Here is a 16,674-nt window from a genome sequence, read left to right on the forward strand (position 1 = left end):
CGTCGCTAGTACGTACGTACTAGCGAATTGATTCCTCACACAGACAGGGACATGCCACCGTGCCTTTCACCGTCATCGCACCTCGCGGAGTTCTCACCGAAACCGGCGAACAGCAGCTCATCCCGCAGCTCGTCGACGCACTCATCGAGGTGAGCGGATTGACCGGCAATACCTTCTTCACGCCGGTCGTCGGCGGCCACCTGCACATCCTCGAACCCCAGCACGTCTACACCGGCGGAGTGAATCGTCCCGTCCTACTGATCGAGCTCAGGTTGCCCGGTATCGGCCTACCCACGCCGCAGGATCGTGCAGGTTTCATCACCGTCGCCACCGCGATCGCGGCGAAGCACACCGCGCCCGGCCACTCCCCCGAGGACATCTGGATCAATATCAGCTACGCCGCCGACTCCGGGTGGGGCATCGGCGGAGTCGCCTACTCCAACGAGGCTCTGATCGAGGCCATCACCGCCGCCGGCGAACCCATATCAGCCGACTGACCCCCGACTTCCGCTCTGCATCCGGCGCCGCTCGCGAAGCGCGAGCGGCACCGCCTCACCCGAACGAAAGATGTCTCGTGACAACAACTCTCACCGGGCGATCCATTGCCTTCCTGGTCGCCAACGAAGGCGTCGAGCAGATCGAACTCCGGCATCCGTGGAACACTCTGCGCACCTTGGGTGCCCGCATCACGCTGATCGCACCGGAACCGGGATTCGTACAGGCTTTCCACCACCTCGATCGCGCCGACCGTTTCCCGGTCGATCTTCGCACCACCGACGCCGTCGCCTCGGACTACGACGCCGTGGTGCTACCCGGAGGTGTCGCGAATCCCGATATCCTGCGCAGGGATTCGGCAACCCACCGCCTTCTCCGCGAGGCCCACCGCGCGAATATTCCGATCGCGGCGATCTGCCACGGACCATGGACACTGATCGACGCCGGTCTCGTCGCGAACCGCACCCTCGCCGCCGGGCCGAGCCTGGCCACCGACCTCACCAATGCCGGCGCGACCTGGACACCGTGCCGCGTCCATGTCGATGATTCACTCATCACCGCACAGGGCATCGACGACGTCGAGGAATTCACCAATCGATTGATCGAAATGCTGGTCCCGGCCGGATAGTTCCGGCCGCGGGACCGAGGGCCCCGTCGAAATAGGTTCAGATGACCCTGGATCGGCGTAGGCGCAATTCATGGTCTAGCGCGCCACCTCAGCGATCGATCTGGGGTCTGGGCTGACACAGAGAGACGACGCAACCGGCGAGAAGGGCGACAATGCGGGAGACTGAGATGCGTGAGCCTGCAGTCGACACCCGACGCTCGGCCCCTGGCATCGCATCTTCAACACTAGCTCGGCGGCCCGCCGAGGCATTGCGCCACAATCGGATCTGTATGCCGTTCTCGGGGAGCACCAAGTCCGCCGCACCAAAGCCGACCGTCACGCCGATCTGCCGCTGTCGTCGATGCGGCGGATGTTCACCCCACCGAAGCTGGATCGACCTGAGACTCCTAGCCGTCGTCCACAGATAGGGTAAAGCTGATGCCGGAGGACCGAATTCGACTGATAGACCGACTGACTGCGACGCAGGCACTCGGCGCGGTGATCCTCATCCGCCTCTACATCGGCGCGATCTTCCTGTTCGAGGGCATCCTGAAATTCCTGCGACCCGACACCTTGGGCAGCGGTCGCTTCGACAAAGCCGGAATCCCCGCCTCGGACATTTTCGCACCCCTGGACGGCATCCTCGAAATTGCTTGCGGCGCATTGATTCTGCTCGGGCTTCTCACCCGGCTCGCCGCAATCCCGATGGTCGTGAACATGGTGGGCGCGCTGCTGATCACGAAATCGCCCATCCTGTGGGGCGATGCCGCGCTGTTCGCGGGCAAGTCGGGCTGGTGGGATTTCGTCCATGAGTCCCGCACCGATTTCGCCCAACTCTGCGGCAGCCTGTTCCTGATAGTGGTCGGCGCCGGGGCGTACTCACTCGATGCCCGCCGGACCACGCCCACCGCGACCGGAACACCATCGCACTGACGAGTTCACAACTCGTCGCCGACCTCACGCCAACTCCCGCAACGTGCCCCGATCTTCGGTCGAGGCGCGACGGCCCCCGGCCGTGACGTGATACCCCGTCCAGCCACGGCGCGAGCCAGCTCCCAAATCAGCCACACACCGCGCAGCAGCGCGGGATCATGGGTCGGCGTGACCAACGCTCGCACGGCGGTTTGCGCCATCGGATCTGCGTGACACCGTGGCCACGTTTCTGGCCACGGTCACGGAAAACGACAGTTGCGCGAGTGCTCAGCTGGGGCATATCGACGGCAAACAGTCGATGGCTCAGCGGCGCCACATCCATCAGCGCATCCGCCGGCGGGTGGTGGCAGACAACTCTGCGGCCCTATTACAAACCGGCTTGACCTGCACCGACAGATCAGTCCTTCTTCATCATTTCGTAAATTTTCTTGCAGTCCGGGCATACCGGCGAACCGGGCTTGGCCGATTTGGTGACCGGGAACACCTCACCGCACAGCGCGACCACATGGGTGCCCATGACGGCGCTTTCGGCGATCTTGTTCTTCTTCACATAGTGGAAGAACTTGGGGGTGTCGTTCTCGGTCGTTTCGTCGGTGGTGGTATCCGGACGTACCAGGGTGTCTGCGCTCACGCACTCAATAATGCCAGGCCGGGTGTGCGGAGTACCGCCGTGTGCATTCGTTTGACGGGAGTGGAACACTCGAGGCATGCAGCGTGACGGCGAAAATCCCGAAGCCGAGCAGCCTGGCGATGGGGTTCGCCCCGAGTTCGAGTTCCGCCCGGCCGGGTCGATACCTATGCCGTCTCGCCCGTCCGGAGGCTTCTTCAAGGCCCCCAAGGAGAGCGACCCGGTCCTCATTACCGAGGCCGCGACCTCGCTGGAACAGCAGCATCGCAACCGGGTACGGCGGTACACGATCCTGATGGCCTTCCGCATTCCGTGCCTGATCCTCGCGGCCGTCGCCTACAGCCTGTGGGGCAACTGGGTGATCTCGCTGCTGATCCTCGGCATCTCCATCCCGCTGCCGTGGGTCGCGGTCCTCGTCGCCAATGACCGTCCGCCGCGCCGCAAGGATGAGCCGAGCCGCTGGGATGGTCGCCGCAATCAGATCGCCCTCGAATCAGGCCAGCACCGCTCCATCGACAGCTGACGGCCGACGGCGAATGCACGCCGACATGATGGCCGCGAGGGCGCACAGCCCACCCGCGATATACCAGGCCAGGTCATAGCTGCCCTGTACGTCGCGGATGAACCCCGCGCCGAAGGCCGCCACCGCCGCGCCGATCTGATGCGAGGCGAAGACCCAGCCGAAGGCGACCGGTCCGTCCGCCCCGAAGTGCTGGCGACACAGGGCGACCGTGGGCGGCACCGTAGCGATCCAATCCAGGCCGTAGAAGATGATGAACGCCCACATGCTCGGCTCGACATTCGGCGCGAAGAGCAGCGGCAGGAACAGCAGCGACAGCCCGCGCAACGAGTAGTAGCCGACCAACAAGTAGCGCGAATCGACTCGATCGGTGAGCCAGCCCGAGGCGATGGTGCCCGCCACATCGAAAATGCCGACCAGCGCGAGCAGTCCGGCCGCCGTGGTGATGGGCATGCCGTGATCGTGGGCGGCACTGACGAAGTGGGTGCCGATCAGGCCGTTCGTCGATGCGCCGCAGATGGCGAATCCGCCTGCCAGCAACCAGAACACCGGCTTGCGTGCCACCGTCGCGAGGACGGTGAGCGCCCGTGCCGCGCCCCCGGGCGTGGTTTCCCGCACGGCCTCGTCGCTGCTGGGTGTCGCACCGTAGGCAGTGACGCCCACATCACCGGGAAAGTCGCGGATAAAGAGCATCACCAGCGGCACCACCGCCAAGGCGATCACCGCTACCAGGAGGGCGGGCATTCGCCATCCGTGGTCGCGAGCCAGCATGGATATCAGCGGCAGAAAGACCAGCTGCCCGGTCGCGCCCGCAGCGGTGAGCACCCCGGTGATCAGACCGCGTTGCCGCACGAACCAGCGTCCGGTAATGGTCGCCACGAACGGCATGGACATGGAGCCGACACCGATCCCGACCAGCACACCCCACGTCGTCACGAGCTGCCACGCCTGCGTCATGAAGACGGTGAGCCCGCTACCGGCGGCGATCAGCACCAGCGCACCGGCGACCACCCGCCGAATACCGAACCGGTCCATGAGCGCCGCCGCGAACGGTGAAATCAGCCCGTAGAGCAGCACATTCACCGATACCGCCAAGCCGATGGTGCCGTGCGACCAACCGAATTCCTCGTGCAGCGGATTCATCAGCACGCTGGGCACCGAACGGAATCCGGCCGCACCGATCAGCGTCACGAATGCCACCGCCGCGACGATCCAGGCCGGGTGCAGCCGCGGGCCGCGCGGCGGCAATTCGGTTGGGGGATGCGGTGATTGCGCGTCGGTGGGTAGGCGAATGTCGGTCACCGCATGAGCGTGCAGGAAATATGTACAGACAACTAGTGGCCTGAATGCCACAATGCGTAAACATCATGCCAGTCGTTTGGAGGGATTCTCCGCGATGACCGAACCGCATCTGGTGGCGGTGCTCGCCCTCGAACCGGTCGTCGGCTTCGATATGACCATCCCGCCGGTGGTCCTCGGCCAGGCCACGGACGCGGCGGGCAATAAGCTCTACGACGTGCGAATATGCGGGCTGGATCGGGCCGGGGTCGCCTCCACCAACGGCTATACCGTGGTCCCCGCGCACGGACCCGAACTGCTCGCCCGCGCCGACACCGTGATCGTGCCCGGCACCCAGATGCCCGGTCCGCGCCGATACGGCACGCTGCCACCGGAGCTGGCCGCGGCCCTCGCCTCGATTCGACCGGACGCCCGGATCGTGTCGATCTGTACCGGCGCTTTCGTTTTGGCGTCGGCGGGCATTCTCGACGGCCGCCGCGCCACCACCCACTGGGCCTTCGCCGAGGACTTCCGCGCGCTGTACCCGCAGGTCCGGCTGGACGAGAATCTGCTGTTCGTAGAGGACGAAAATATCTGCACCGCAGCCGGTCTCGCTGCGGGACTCGACCTGTGCCTGCACCTGCTGCGCACCGATCACGGCAGCGCGGCGGCCAATCAGGCGGCCCGCTACTGCGTCGTGCCACCCTGGCGGGAGGGTGGCCAATCACAGTTCATCGACCGCCAGGTTCCCGATCCCGGTACCGAGAGCACCGCGCCGACCCGCGAATGGGCCCTCAGCCGACTCGATAACGATCTGGGTCTGGCCACCCTCGCCGCACACGCCCGGATGAGCGTGCGCACCTTCACCCGTCGCTTCAAATCCGAAACCGGAGTAGCCCCGGGAACCTGGGTGCTCCAGCAACGCCTGCGCCATGCGCGCCACCTCCTCGAAACGACGCGGCTCTCCGTCGATGAGGTGGCTCGCCGCGCAGGTATGGGTACCGCGGCATCACTGCGGCACCATATGCGTACCGAACTGGGTGTGGCACCGATCGCCTATCGTAAAACCTTCCGGCGCGTTGGCGTCGGCAGCGAATGACAGGAGACAGCACGATGATTCGATGGATCTGGGTCTTCCTGGACCGCCCCGCGGCGCGATTCGACGAGTCCGCGCAATTCTGGACCGCCATCACCGAGACTCGCGTGTCGGAAACCCGTGGCGAAAACTCCGAATTCGTCACGCTGCTACCGGAATCCGGTGCGCCAAGCGTGAAAATGCAAGCCGTCCCGGACGATACGCGCATCCACCTCGACCTCGATGTCGACGATGTGGGCACCGAAACCAAGCGCGCGCAGGAACTGGGCGCGACGCTCGTCCTGGAGCATCCGGATTACACGGTGCTGAAGTCGCCGCACGGCATGACCTTCTGTCTCACCCCGGCCGGTGGCAGCGGCGGCGAACCCACACCGGTCGTCCGCTCCCCCGACGGTGCCCGCAGCCGCCTCGATCAGGTGTGCATCGATATCGGCGCGTCGGATTACGAAGCGGAGAGCCGGTTCTGGGCCGAATTCACCGGCTGGTCCACCAGCGCCTCGGCCAGGTCGGAGTACTCGCGGCTGCGGCCGGATGAGCCCCTCGCCATCAAGATCCTGCTGCAACGCCTGGACGAAGACCGCCCGACGTCGGCACATTTGGATCTGGCCTGCTCCGATGTCGACGCCACGGCCGCCTGGCACGAATCCCTCGGCGCGCGCCTCATCGACCGCCGCCCCGATTGGACGGTGCTGGAAGACCCATCCGGTCAGCCCTACTGCATTACCGCTCGCCAACCGGATTAGGGCACATCAGGCCCGATGGCGCCCCACGCGATCACGCAGCAGGGCGGACAGGTTCAGGACCCACAGCACGGCAACGCTGATCGACACCAGCCAGCACAGCACACCGGCCCAGGTCAGCTGGTTGCACTCGCCGCGCGCCAGGTTGAATACCGACGGCGCGGCGACCAACGTCAGGATTACGAGGAAGACCATCTCGAATCGTGAGGGGGCACGCAGGGTGAAGAAACCGGGCTTCCGAAACGACTGTGCGCCGGGCTCTTGCTGGAGTTGATCATCCGAAGCCACCGCAGGGTTCCTCCCGCTCGGATCGACCGCGTACGCGTTCAGGACCGTTCCATGGTGACACGGCGACAGCCCGGGGGCGCTGAACCTGGTCGGAAGGTTGCGGTGGCAGAGTTCCTCCTCATGCCGACGGATCAGACGACCACCACGTCCCTGCTCGCCGCACTCGCACCCGACCTACGGACCGCGCTTACTCGCGTCGGCTTCGACGGCGACACCATCCTGGAGGTGCTCGGCGACGAGGCGCACGCGGCGCTCGGCCGTTCCGAGCCGGTGCCGGTGCGTCGGGCGGTCCGCGACGCCGGGGATCTGGGTGTCCTGATTCGACTGTTCCTGCTCGGCGATACCGTGCCGGAACGAGAAGTCGCCGCAGCGCTGCGGCCGGTCGAGCTCGAGCATGCGATCGCCGCCGGTCTGCTCGACCGCGATGGCGGTGAGATTCGCACCGCATTGGATCTGCGTCCCATCGATCTCGGGAACGGCACTCGCTGGATCATGGCCGATCTCGACGATTCCATGCGGCAGCGTGATGCGGAGATCGATCACGCGATCGGCGTCGGGCAGGCGTCGCTGTCGCTCTTGCGCGCCACCCCGACCCGACCAGTCGGCACCGTGCTCGATCTCGGCACCGGCTGCGGTGTGCAGGCCGTCCACGCCGCCTCCTACGGCACCAGCGTCACCGGCACCGATGTCAATAAGCGGGCGCTGTGGCTGGCCGAAGCCAACGCCATCCTCAATAACCTGGATATCGAATTCCTCGAGGGCTCCTGGTTCGAACCGGTCGCCGGTCGCCGCTTCGATCAGGTGGTCGCCAATCCCCCGTTCGTGGTCGGACCGGCCCAGGTCGAACACACCTACCGCGATTCCGGGCTGGCCCTCGACGGCGCCAGTGAACTCGTCATCTCCGGCACCCCGGACCTCCTCAATCCCGGCGGTACCGCCGCCATGCTCGCCTCCTGGATCCATGTGGACGGCGAGGATTGGCGCGGTCGCGTGTCACGCTGGCTGCCCGACTACGGCGTCGACGCCTGGATCGTGCAGCGCGATGTCGCCGACCCCGCCCTCTATGTCGGTACCTGGCTGCGCGATGCCGGACTCGATCCGCGCGACCCGGCCGCTCAGGACCGCGCGCAGCGGTGGCTCGCGGCCTTCGACGCCGCGAATGTCGAGGGCATCGGTTTCGGATTCGTCTATCTGCGGGCCATCGATGGGCCGACCGAACTGCTCGCCGAAGACCTCACGCACGGCTTCGACGATCCCCTCGGTGCGGAGACCCACCGGTACTTCGAACGGTCGGCCTGGCTGCGCGCGGTGGCCGCCGACACCGAGGTGGCGTGGTCGTCACGGTTCGAGGTGGATTCGGCGACCGCACTGGAACGGGTGTACCTGCCCGGCGCGGAAGGTTGGGAACAACGCGTGACACGCCTGCACCGCGGCGACGGCCCGCGCTGGCAGCACGAAGTGGATGAGACCATTGCCGCCCTGCTGGCCGGTATGCGCCCCGATGGGCTGCCACTGCGCGAACTGGTGGAACTGCTCGCGTTCGGACAGACCGGCGACACCGCGACCCCGGAATTCGAGGCCGCGGCACTGGACGTGGTGATGGGTCTGGTCCGCCACGGCCTCATCCAACCGCGATAAGTCGGCCGCCTCCGGCAGCGCCCGGCCGCCTCCGGGAGCGCTGAAGCGCATGTCACGGCGGGCCATCGCACATATTCCACGGGAATGCGGCGCGGTGGCCCGCCGTTCCATCTAGCGGTTGACCATCAACGAACCGTTCCCCGCTGGGTACACGTATTCATTCGGGGTATGCGGAAGTTGGGCTCCGGTTTCGGCAACCAACCGGATAACGGACCGGCCACGAAGCGGCCACCGTTCCCCGGGCGGACCCTTCTCAGGAACTTCTCAGCCGAAGCGTGATGAAACCGCAGCTCAGATGCGGTTTATCAGACCTACGGCGGGGAACTTTCATGATGTCGGGTCCGTTGATCGGAGTGAGACACCACCGACAGGAGGCAAGTCATGACAAGCCCCGCCACCACTGACGTGCGCACCACCAGCGAAGACCTCGACACCCAGAGCCCTGCTGCCGACCTGGTACGCGTGTACCTGAACGGGATCGGCAAGACGGCGCTGCTGACGGCTGCCGACGAGGTCGAGCTGGCGAAGCGCATCGAGGCGGGCCTCTATGCTCAGCATTTGCTGGAAACCAGCAAACGGCTGTCGGCCGTCAAGAAGAAGGATCTGGCGATCCTCGTCCGTGAAGGCCGCGCCGCTCGCCAGCACCTGCTCGAAGCCAACCTGCGTCTGGTGGTGTCGCTCGCCAAGCGCTACACCGGCCGTGGCATGCCCCTGCTGGACCTCATCCAGGAAGGCAACCTGGGTCTGATCCGGGCCATGGAGAAGTTCGACTACGCCAAGGGCTTCAAGTTCTCGACCTATGCCACCTGGTGGATTCGTCAGGCCATTACCCGCGGTATGGCCGATCAGAGCCGCACCATTCGGCTCCCAGTGCACCTGGTCGAGCAGGTCAACAAGCTGGCGCGCATCAAGCGCGAACTGCATCAGCAGCTCGGGCGTGAGGCCACCGATACCGAGCTGGCCAATGAGTCGGGCATCCCGGTCGAGAAGATCGCGGATCTGCTGGACCACAGCCGCGATCCGGTGAGCCTGGATATGCCGGTCGGCAATGACGAAGAGGCCCCGCTCGGCGATTTCATCGAGGATTCCGAGGCCACCTCCGCCGAGAGCGCGGTGATCGCCGGTCTGCTGCACCGCGATGTACGAGTCGTCCTGGCCACCCTCGACGAGCGCGAACAGCAGGTCATTCGCCTGCGCTACGGCCTCGACGACGGCCAGCCGCGCACCCTGGACCAGATCGGCAAGCTCTTCGGGCTGTCCCGCGAGCGTGTCCGCCAGATAGAGCGTGAGGTCATGTCGAAGCTCCGCAAGGGCGAGCGCGCCGATCGCCTGCGCGCCTACGCGAGCTGACCCCTGAACGTCGGACCGCCCGCGGTCCCGACACCAACCGCCGGTTGGTTCCCGCTACCCGACCCCTCGGGGCAGCGTGAACCGACCGGCGTTTTTCGTGCGCGGGTTAACCAGAATTCCGCAGTGCGGTGGCCAAACCGTTCATGGTGAGCAGGATTCCACGTTCCACGAGTTCGGACTCGTCGCCCGCGCGGCGGCGGCGGAGGAGTTCCACCTGCATCTGGTTGAGGGGTTCGAGGTAGGGGAAGCGGTTGCGGATGGATTCGGCCAGGGCCGGGTTGTCGGCGAGCAGTTCATCGCTGCCGGTAATGGCGGCATGCATGCGGACCGTGCGGGCGTATTCGTCGCGGATCATGCCGAAGACGGTGGCGCGCAAGGCCTCATCGGGAACGAGTTCGGCGTAGGTGGCGGCGATATCCATATCGGCCTTGGCGAGGACCTGGGCCAGATTGGACAGGACCGTTTGGAAGAACGGCCAGCGGTGGTAGAGGTCGGTGAGGGTGGCCAGGCGGGTGGGGTCGTCGCCTATCCACTGTTCGACGGCGGAGCCGACGCCGTACCAACCGGGGATCATGACGCGGGCCTGGCTCCAGGCCATGACCCACGGGATGGCGCGGAGATCGGAGACCGAGTTGGTCGGTTTGCGGGAGGCGGGACGGCTGCCGAGATTGAGGTCGGCGACTTCCGCGATGGGAGTCGAGGCGCGGAAATACTCGACGAATCCAGGGGTTTCGTGGACGAGCCGCGCATATGCCTGTCGTGCCAGCTCGGCCAGCTCGTCGAGGATCTCGTAGGCCGGTTCGGCGTCCGCACCGAGTTTTTCGACGTCGAGGAGGGTCGATTCGAGGGTGCCCGCGACGAGGGATTCCAGATTGCGGTAGGCGGTATTGGGATCGGCGTACTTGGTGGAGATGACCTCACCCTGTTCGGTGAGGCGCAGCGATCCGCGCACCGCGCCGGCGGGCTGGGCGAGAATGGCGTCATAGCTGCGACCGCCACCACGACCGACGGTGCCGCCGCGACCGTGGAAGAGCCGCAAGCGAATTCCGGTCTTGCGCGCCGCTTCGACGAGGTCCAGTTCGGCGCGATACAGCGCCCAGTTGGCGGCCAGATATCCGCCGTCCTTATTGGAGTCGGAGTAGCCGAGCATGACCTCCTGCCGCATGCCCTGGGTGGCCACCAGCGCCTGATAGGCGGGCACCTCCAGGGCCGCCACCAGAATGTCCGCGCCGTGGCGTAGATCGTCGATGGTCTCGAACAGCGGAACCACCCCCACGGGGCTGGACGGCGGGGTGTCCGCGTCACCCGGGTCGAGAATGCCCGCTTCCTTCAAAAGCAGTGCCGCCTCCAGCAAGTCGCTGACAGAGGTGCACATGGAGATGATGTAGTTCGGGACGGTATCGGATCCCAGATCATCGAGGGCGGTCTTGGCGGCACGCACCACCGCGAGTTCCTTGGTCGCGAGCTCGCTGAGCCGGGCATTGGCTCCGATAAGGGGCCGGCGGGTGGCCAGTTCGGCGGCGAGCAACTCAACGCGCTGCGCCTCGTCGAGGGAGGCGTAGTCGGAATGCACTCCCGCCCAGGCGAACAGCTCGGCGACCACCCGTTCGTGGACCTCCGAATTCTGCCGCATATCCAGACCCTGGAGGTGAAAACCGAAGGTCTCCACCGAATCTCGGAGCGCGGCCAGGCGATCGTCGGCGAGTAGGCCGTCACCGGAGGCGCGCATGGCCGCGTCCACGACACACAGATCGGCGAGGAACTCCCGGGGTCCGGTGTAGGGGCGGGCGTCGACATCGATTCCGTCGGTGGGGATTTCACCGAGCGCGCGACGGGCGGTGGCGCTGAGCCGGGCGCGAATGCCCCGCAGGGCACGCCGGTAGGGTTCATCGGCGCGCTGCGGGGAGTCGTCGAAACGATCGTCGGTGAGCGCGGCGAGTTCGGGTGTGACCGGTACCAGGCGGGCGGACTGCGAGAGCGACTTCTCCAGGTCCACCAGCGCCGTGAGGTAGTAACCGAAAGCGACCGCACCCGCGCGATGGGTAGCGCGGTGCACCACCTCGGCGGTGACATTCGGATTGCCGTCGCGGTCGCCGCCGATCCAGGAGCCCGGGCGCAGGATCGGCCGGGTCAGCAGCTCCTGTTCCGGCCAACGGGTACGCAGCGCGTCGCGCACCTCGCGATTGATCCGCGGAATCACCTCGAACAGGGTGAGGTCGTAGTACCTCAGCCCCACCTCGATCTCATCCTGAATCCGCAAGCGCGCCAAGCGAATCAGCGCGGTCCGCCAGAGCAGCAGCAGCTGGCGGCGGATATCGATCTCCAGGGCGGCGTATTCGGGTTCGGTTTCGGCGTATCGCTGCCGCCGCCGCATGAGCTCGGTAATGCGGGCCTGCACATCGAAGACGGTGCGGCGGCGGGTTTCGGTGGGGTGCGCGGTAATGACCGGCGATACCAGGGCGTCGGCAAGCAGCTCCGCCGATACCGCGCCACCGGGCCGGGCGGCGTCGAGTTTGCGGTAGGTGGCGGCGAGGCTGGAGTCCTGGGGCGGCTCCCCCGCCGCCAGGTGTACCGCGCGGCGGCGGTCGCGTTGCAGGTCCTCGGCGAGATTGGCGAGCAGCAGAAAGTGGCTGAAAGCGCGAATGAGCGGCAGTGCGGTCCGTATCTCGACATCGCGCAGCATATCGGCCACGGCCGAGCGCTCCACCTCCGAACGCCGCACCTTGAACGCCTCCACCCGGACCCGTTCGATGAGGTCGAATACCTCCGGCCCCTCGTGATCGCGAATGGTTTCGCCGAGGATTCCACCGAGGAACCGGATATCGTCGCGCAGCGGCGCGGTGGCAGTTTCGATCCGATCTTCCCGCATGGAATGAATTCTGCCCCGTTTCGGTCCGGGAGGTAGGACCGGGCACACCGCCGGCTAACGTGCGGGCGCGCCGCTATGTCTCGTCGACCTCGACGTCGTACTTGACATTGTCACCATCGACGCTGGTCACTGTCACTGTAAGCCCGAGCGTGTCGCCGCCCGCGGTGAGGGTGCAACGCATGGTGGTCCCCACCTTCCCGGTCGCGACCGCACGGGTCAGGCCAAGCGGCGTGGTCCGATATCGAAACGGCTCGGCTCCGGTCCGATGCGGACCCGGCCGTAGAGCACCGCTGCCCCGTCGGGCGAGGCCAGGATCGGTTCGCACAGCAGTTCGCGCACCTCCGGTAGGTCATCGCAGAGCGCCGAAATGCGTTGGGCGATTTCGGCGAGGGCCTCGCGGTCCACCGGTTTGCCATTACTGCGTCCGGCGACGGTGCCGGAGAGCAGGGGTGCGGCGCGTGGTGCGGCAATGAGCTCCGCCGATTCGGCCTCGGTGAGCGGAAGCGCCCGGTACACGCGGTCACCGAGCAGGTCGATGATGGTGCCGGAGAGCCCGAAGCTGATGACCGAACCGAAGGACGGGTCATCCTGCACGCGGAATGTACAGCCGACGCCCTTGGTGGCCATGCGCTGAATATGCACGACCGGATTGCCGGAAATCTCGGCCAGATCCGTGTAGCCCTTGCGCACCGCGTCGGGTCGCCACAGGTCCAGGCGGACCCCGTCGAGGTCGGGGCGGTTACGCCACAGCTCGCCGGTGGCTTTGGCCGCGACCGGGTAGCCGAGTTCCTCGGCGGCCACGACCGCGCCGTCGGCATCGTGTATCTCACGGAATTCGACAATGCCGATTCCGTAGCAGCCCAACAGTTCCACGGCTTGTAGATCGGTGAGCCAGCGGCCGGTGCCGTCATCCATCCACTCGGCCACCAACTCGCGGGCACGGGCGGTATCGGCTCCGGCGGGCCGCGCCACCGGCGATACGGGCCGGGTGCGCCAGTCGGCGTAGCGGCGTACCCGGGCCAGCGCTCGTGCGGCACGCTCGGGATCGGGGTAGGACGGAATGGAGCCGCGTTCCAGCGAACCGCCCGCGCCCCGGGTGGCCAGTAGATTGGGCATGCCGTGTTCGGCGACGAAGGTGGTGAGTACCGGTGTGGCGGAACCGGATTGCGCGCCCGCGCGGATGGCCTCGGCGTAGGCGGCGACACCGGTGGCGATCGGTGGCGAGAAGATGACGATGACGGCGTCCACCGCGCTGTCGGTCACCGCCGCAGCTACGGCGGTGAGATAGTCGGCGGGACCGGCCTGCGGACCCAGATCAATGGGTTCGCCGACCTCGAGGCCCTCGCCGCGAGCGGCGTCGATCGCCAGCCATTCGAGGGCGGCGCTATTGCCGATCACCGCCAAACGCTGCCCCTCCGGCAGCGGCTGATAGCCCAGCAGCATGGCGCAGTCGAACAGTTCGGCAATGGAGTCGACCTGGATGATGCCCGCCTGCGCGAACAGATTGCGCACCAGTGAACGGTCGAGATCACGCTGCCCCTCGACCTGTACGGTATTGCGGCCACTGTTCACGGCCACAATGGGTTTCGTGCGCGCCACCCGCCGGGCAATGCGGGAGAACTTGCGCGGATTGCCGAAGGTCTCCAGATACAGCAGCACCACATCGGTATCCGGGTCGTTGTCCCAGTACTGGAGCAGGTCGTTGCCGGAGACGTCGGCGCGATTACCGGCGGAGACGAAGGTGGACAGCCCCAGCTGCCGGGCCGCCGCCTCGCCGAGAATGGCCCCGCCGAGTGGACCGGACTGGCAGAAGAAGCCGATGCGCCCGCGACCGGGCAGGATCGGCGCGAGCGTGGCGTTGAGGGCAATGGCCGGGTCGGTATTGGCGATACCGAGCGCGCTCGGGCCGACCACCCGCATACCGTGTGCGCGGGCGGCGTCGACCAGCTCGCGTTCGGCGGCGTAGCCACGCGGGCCGGTCTCGGAGAAACCCGCGGTCAGTACCACCAGGCCCTTGACGCCCTTGGCCATACAGTCGTCGAGTACCGAACCGATCTCGGCGGCGGGCACGGCGATGACCGCCAGGTCCACCTCATCGGGGATATCGCGCACGGTCGGGTACGCCCGCACTCCGCGCACCGCGGCCCGATTGCGGTTGACCGGGAACACCGTCCCCTGGAATGTCCCCGACAACAGATTGGCCAGTACCGCGCCGCCCACCCGGGCGGTGGACGGCGTCGCGCCGATTACCGCCACCGATTTCGGCGAGAGCAGATTCCCGACGCTGCGCGCCTCGGAGGCGCGTTCGCGCGAATCGCGCACCGTCAGCAGGGCTTCGGACGGGTCGATGGCGAATTCCAGGTGCAGTACCGAGCCGTCTCGGCTGCGCTGAACCTGATATCCGGCCTCGCGGAATACCGTCACCATGGCGTTGTTCTCGGCGAGGACCTCGGCGACGAAGGTCGCGATGGCGTGCTCGGCCGCCGCACCCGCCAGATGCTCCAGCAGGATCGATCCCAGCCCGCGCCCCTGATGTTCGTCGGCGACCACGAACGCCACCTCGGCGGCCCTGGGGCCCTGCCGTTCGGCCAGGAATTCGTACCGCCCGACCGCGATGATGTCGTCACCGAGCTCGACGACCAGCCCGACCCGATCGTGATAGTCGACATGGGTGGTCCGGTACAGATCCTTCGGCGTCATCCGCGGGTACGGGCCGAAGTAGCGCAGGTACCGGGTGCGATCGGAGAGCCGATTGTGGAACTGCTGCATGGGCTCGGCGTCATCGGGGGTGATCGGCCGCAACCGCACCACCCCACCGTCGGAGGCGAGTACGTCGGCGAACCAGTGCTCGGGCGGGGGCGGTGGCGTGGCGGGCGTGCCGGGGCTGTCGGGTACCAGCGGCGCGGCCGTCGGGGGCGGGGTACCGGGGTCGGTGGGGTCAGTCACGGGGATCCTCCGGATCCAGGCCGAGCAGACCGAAAGTCGCTCGGCGCGTTGCTAATACAGATGTGTCGAGGGCGCGGCGAGCGCGGTCGACGCGATCGTCGCCGGTTTCGCGGCCGCCGCCGGGGCCGTCCCAGGGTTCGAAGGTCACATCCGCGCCGTCGCCCATGGTGGCGGGTGGGGCGATATTCGGTGCGTAGGCGGTGGCGAGATCGGTCCACTCCTGCGGAATGGGGGTGGCCGGGTCGATATCGCGATCCAGGGCGGCGGCCAGCAGATGAGTCCAGGCCCGCGGCACCACCCTGATCAGCCCGTATCCGCCGCCGCCGATGGCCAGCCAGCGACCCTCGGCGTATCGGTCGGCCAGCTCCCGCATGGCCAGGAAGGCCGCGCGCTGACCGTCCACCGATAGCTCCAGATCGGCGAGCGGATCCTCGCGATGGGTATCGACACCGCACTGACTCACCACGATCTGGGGCCGGAAGGCCGCGAGCGCCCCCGACGCCACGGCATGGAAACCGCGCAGCCACAGCCCATCCCGGGTGCCCGGCATGATAGCGAGGTTGAGCGCCGTGCCCTCGGCTTTACCCGCGCCGGTCTCCTCCGCCCATCCGGTATTGGGCCACAGGGTCGCCGGATGCTGATGGATCGACATGGTCAGCACCCGCGGATCGCCATAGAAGGCCCGCTGCACACCGTCGCCGTGGTGGACATCCACATCAAGGTAGGCGATGCGGTCGAATCCATGGTCGAGCAGCCACGAAATGGCCACCGCCGCATCGTTGTACACGCAAAATCCGGCCGCGGAATTCGGCATGGCGTGGTGCATACCGCCGCCGATGCTCACCGCGCGCCGGGTGCGCCCGGCGGCGATCTCGCGCGCCGCGGCCAGGGTGCCGCCGACAATTACCGAGGCCGCCTCGTGCATGTGCGGGAATACCGGATTATCGGACGATCCGAGTCCGTACGGCGGTGCCAGGGGCGGCTCCCCGGGTGGCTGCTGCGCGTGCTTGACCGCCTCGATGTAGTCGTGGGTGTGGATACGCAGCAGTTCGCCCTCGGTCGCGGCCTGCGGCGAGATCGCCTCGACTCCCTCGAACAGTCCGAGGGTCTCGGCCAGCGCCATGGTGAACTTCAGCCGTACCGGGCGCATCGGATGCTCCGGCGTCCACTTGTAGTCGAGGAACTGATCGGTCCAGACAACGGTTCCGTCACTGCGCGCACGGCCAGGCATACCTGCCACGCTAGTGCGTCGCCGCGCTTCGTAGGCTGGAGACACTGTCGCTACT

Annotated in this window: 16 protein-coding genes; 8 read left to right on the top strand and 8 right to left on the bottom strand. The window is 66.8% G+C overall.

All coding sequences use genetic code 11. The annotated features are described in order from the left end of the window. The first annotated feature begins 59 nt into the window (after positions 1-59). The 3 genes from NU1_RS24465 to NU1_RS24475 all read left to right on the top strand — a co-directional run bounded on the left by NU1_RS24465 (position 60) and on the right by NU1_RS24475 (position 2,035). Positions 60-497, top strand: coding sequence for a tautomerase family protein (locus tag NU1_RS24465; RefSeq protein ID WP_067524587.1), 438 nt, complete (start codon positions 60-62; stop codon positions 495-497). Between the two features lie 77 nt (positions 498-574). After that, positions 575-1,123, top strand: a complete 549-nt coding sequence (locus tag NU1_RS24470; RefSeq protein ID WP_067524589.1) for a DJ-1/PfpI family protein — start codon at positions 575-577, stop codon at positions 1,121-1,123. A 417-nt stretch (positions 1,124-1,540) separates the two neighbouring features. After that, on the top strand, positions 1,541-2,035 hold the full coding sequence (locus NU1_RS24475) for a DoxX family protein (RefSeq protein ID WP_067524591.1): 495 nt from the start codon (positions 1,541-1,543) through the stop codon (positions 2,033-2,035). A gap of 5 nt (positions 2,036-2,040) precedes the next feature. On the opposite strand, the gene NU1_RS41730 is transcribed toward NU1_RS24475, so the two are convergent. Further along, positions 2,041-2,235 carry a hypothetical protein gene (locus tag NU1_RS41730; RefSeq protein WP_157552962.1) on the bottom strand — a complete coding sequence of 65 codons (195 nt, stop codon included), beginning with the start codon at positions 2,233-2,235 and terminating at the stop codon, positions 2,041-2,043. 197 nt (positions 2,236-2,432) lie between these two features. Next, positions 2,433-2,675, bottom strand: coding sequence for a DUF3039 domain-containing protein (locus NU1_RS24480; RefSeq protein WP_169815133.1), 243 nt, complete (start codon positions 2,673-2,675; stop codon positions 2,433-2,435). A 157-nt stretch (positions 2,676-2,832) separates the two neighbouring features. Here NU1_RS24480 and NU1_RS24485 point away from each other — a divergent pair, with 157 nt between their 5' ends. After that, complete coding sequence (locus NU1_RS24485; protein ID WP_067524728.1) at positions 2,833-3,186, top strand: DUF3099 domain-containing protein; 354 nt, start codon at positions 2,833-2,835, stop codon at positions 3,184-3,186. Here the strand turns inward: NU1_RS24485 and NU1_RS24490 are convergent. After that, entirely contained in the window at positions 3,157-4,476 is a 1,320-nt protein-coding gene (locus NU1_RS24490; protein ID WP_170264239.1) for an MFS transporter, read from the bottom strand. The two genes, NU1_RS24485 and NU1_RS24490, sit on opposite strands and share 30 nt — an antisense overlap. Positions 4,477-4,579: 103 nt before the next feature. Between NU1_RS24490 and NU1_RS24495 the strand changes: the two genes are divergently transcribed. Both NU1_RS24495 and NU1_RS24500 read left to right on the top strand, forming a co-directional pair. Beyond that, positions 4,580-5,560: a GlxA family transcriptional regulator gene (locus NU1_RS24495; RefSeq protein WP_067524597.1), complete on the top strand. Its 981-nt coding sequence runs from the start codon at positions 4,580-4,582 to the stop codon at positions 5,558-5,560. A 14-nt stretch (positions 5,561-5,574) separates the two neighbouring features. Beyond that, on the top strand, positions 5,575-6,300 hold the full coding sequence (locus tag NU1_RS24500) for a VOC family protein (RefSeq protein ID WP_067524733.1): 726 nt from the start codon (positions 5,575-5,577) through the stop codon (positions 6,298-6,300). A gap of 6 nt (positions 6,301-6,306) precedes the next feature. Here the strand turns inward: NU1_RS24500 and NU1_RS24505 are convergent, their stop codons facing one another. After that, positions 6,307-6,585 (bottom strand): hypothetical protein, encoded by a 279-nt coding sequence (locus tag NU1_RS24505; RefSeq protein WP_067524600.1) that lies wholly within the window; start codon positions 6,583-6,585, stop codon positions 6,307-6,309. A gap of 120 nt (positions 6,586-6,705) precedes the next feature. Here NU1_RS24505 and NU1_RS24510 point away from each other — a divergent pair, with 120 nt between their 5' ends. Both NU1_RS24510 and NU1_RS24515 read left to right on the top strand, forming a co-directional pair. Further along, positions 6,706-8,223 carry a DUF7782 domain-containing protein gene (locus NU1_RS24510; RefSeq protein WP_067524602.1) on the top strand — a complete coding sequence of 506 codons (1,518 nt, stop codon included), beginning with the start codon at positions 6,706-6,708 and terminating at the stop codon, positions 8,221-8,223. A gap of 381 nt (positions 8,224-8,604) precedes the next feature. Beyond that, positions 8,605-9,573, top strand: a complete 969-nt coding sequence (locus tag NU1_RS24515) for a sigma-70 family RNA polymerase sigma factor (RefSeq protein WP_067524604.1) — start codon at positions 8,605-8,607, stop codon at positions 9,571-9,573. 106 nt (positions 9,574-9,679) lie between these two features. Here NU1_RS24515 and ppc read toward each other — a convergent pair whose 3' ends face one another. The 4 genes from ppc to NU1_RS24530 form a co-directional block, all read right to left on the bottom strand. After that, positions 9,680-12,442, bottom strand: a complete 2,763-nt coding sequence (gene ppc, locus NU1_RS24520; protein WP_067524606.1) for a phosphoenolpyruvate carboxylase — start codon at positions 12,440-12,442, stop codon at positions 9,680-9,682. A gap of 73 nt (positions 12,443-12,515) precedes the next feature. Continuing rightward, on the bottom strand, positions 12,516-12,767 hold the full coding sequence (locus NU1_RS44070; RefSeq protein WP_307644745.1) for a DUF4333 domain-containing protein: 252 nt from the start codon (positions 12,765-12,767) through the stop codon (positions 12,516-12,518). Beyond that, positions 12,659-15,388 (bottom strand): bifunctional acetate--CoA ligase family protein/GNAT family N-acetyltransferase, encoded by a 2,730-nt coding sequence (locus tag NU1_RS24525; RefSeq protein WP_371859835.1) that lies wholly within the window; start codon positions 15,386-15,388, stop codon positions 12,659-12,661. Before NU1_RS24525 ends, NU1_RS44070 begins: the two co-directional genes overlap by 109 nt. Beyond that, positions 15,381-16,619 carry an acetoin utilization protein AcuC gene (locus tag NU1_RS24530; protein ID WP_067524608.1) on the bottom strand — a complete coding sequence of 413 codons (1,239 nt, stop codon included), beginning with the start codon at positions 16,617-16,619 and terminating at the stop codon, positions 15,381-15,383. The genes NU1_RS24525 and NU1_RS24530 overlap by 8 nt, the downstream gene beginning before the upstream one ends. Between the last annotated feature and the right edge of the window lie 55 nt (positions 16,620-16,674).

This window comes from Nocardia uniformis NBRC 13702 (genome assembly GCF_001613345.1).
GTDB lineage: Bacteria > Actinomycetota > Actinomycetes > Mycobacteriales > Mycobacteriaceae > Nocardia > Nocardia uniformis.

Coding starts and splice junctions, on each gene's coding strand:
- NU1_RS24485 (WP_067524728.1), top strand. CDS start 2,833: ATGCCGTCTCGCCCGTCCGGAGGCTTCTTCAAGGCCCCCAAGGAGAGC.
- NU1_RS41730 (WP_157552962.1), bottom strand. CDS start 2,235: ATGGCGCAAACCGCCGTGCGAGCGTTGGTCACGCCGACCCATGATCCC.
- NU1_RS24495 (WP_067524597.1), top strand. CDS start 4,580: ATGACCGAACCGCATCTGGTGGCGGTGCTCGCCCTCGAACCGGTCGTC.
- NU1_RS24500 (WP_067524733.1), top strand. CDS start 5,575: ATGATTCGATGGATCTGGGTCTTCCTGGACCGCCCCGCGGCGCGATTC.
- NU1_RS24515 (WP_067524604.1), top strand. CDS start 8,605: ATGACAAGCCCCGCCACCACTGACGTGCGCACCACCAGCGAAGACCTC.
- ppc (WP_067524606.1), bottom strand. CDS start 12,442: ATGCGGGAAGATCGGATCGAAACTGCCACCGCGCCGCTGCGCGACGAT.
- NU1_RS24510 (WP_067524602.1), top strand. CDS start 6,706: ATGCCGACGGATCAGACGACCACCACGTCCCTGCTCGCCGCACTCGCA.
- NU1_RS24475 (WP_067524591.1), top strand. CDS start 1,541: ATGCCGGAGGACCGAATTCGACTGATAGACCGACTGACTGCGACGCAG.
- NU1_RS24530 (WP_067524608.1), bottom strand. CDS start 16,619: ATGCCTGGCCGTGCGCGCAGTGACGGAACCGTTGTCTGGACCGATCAG.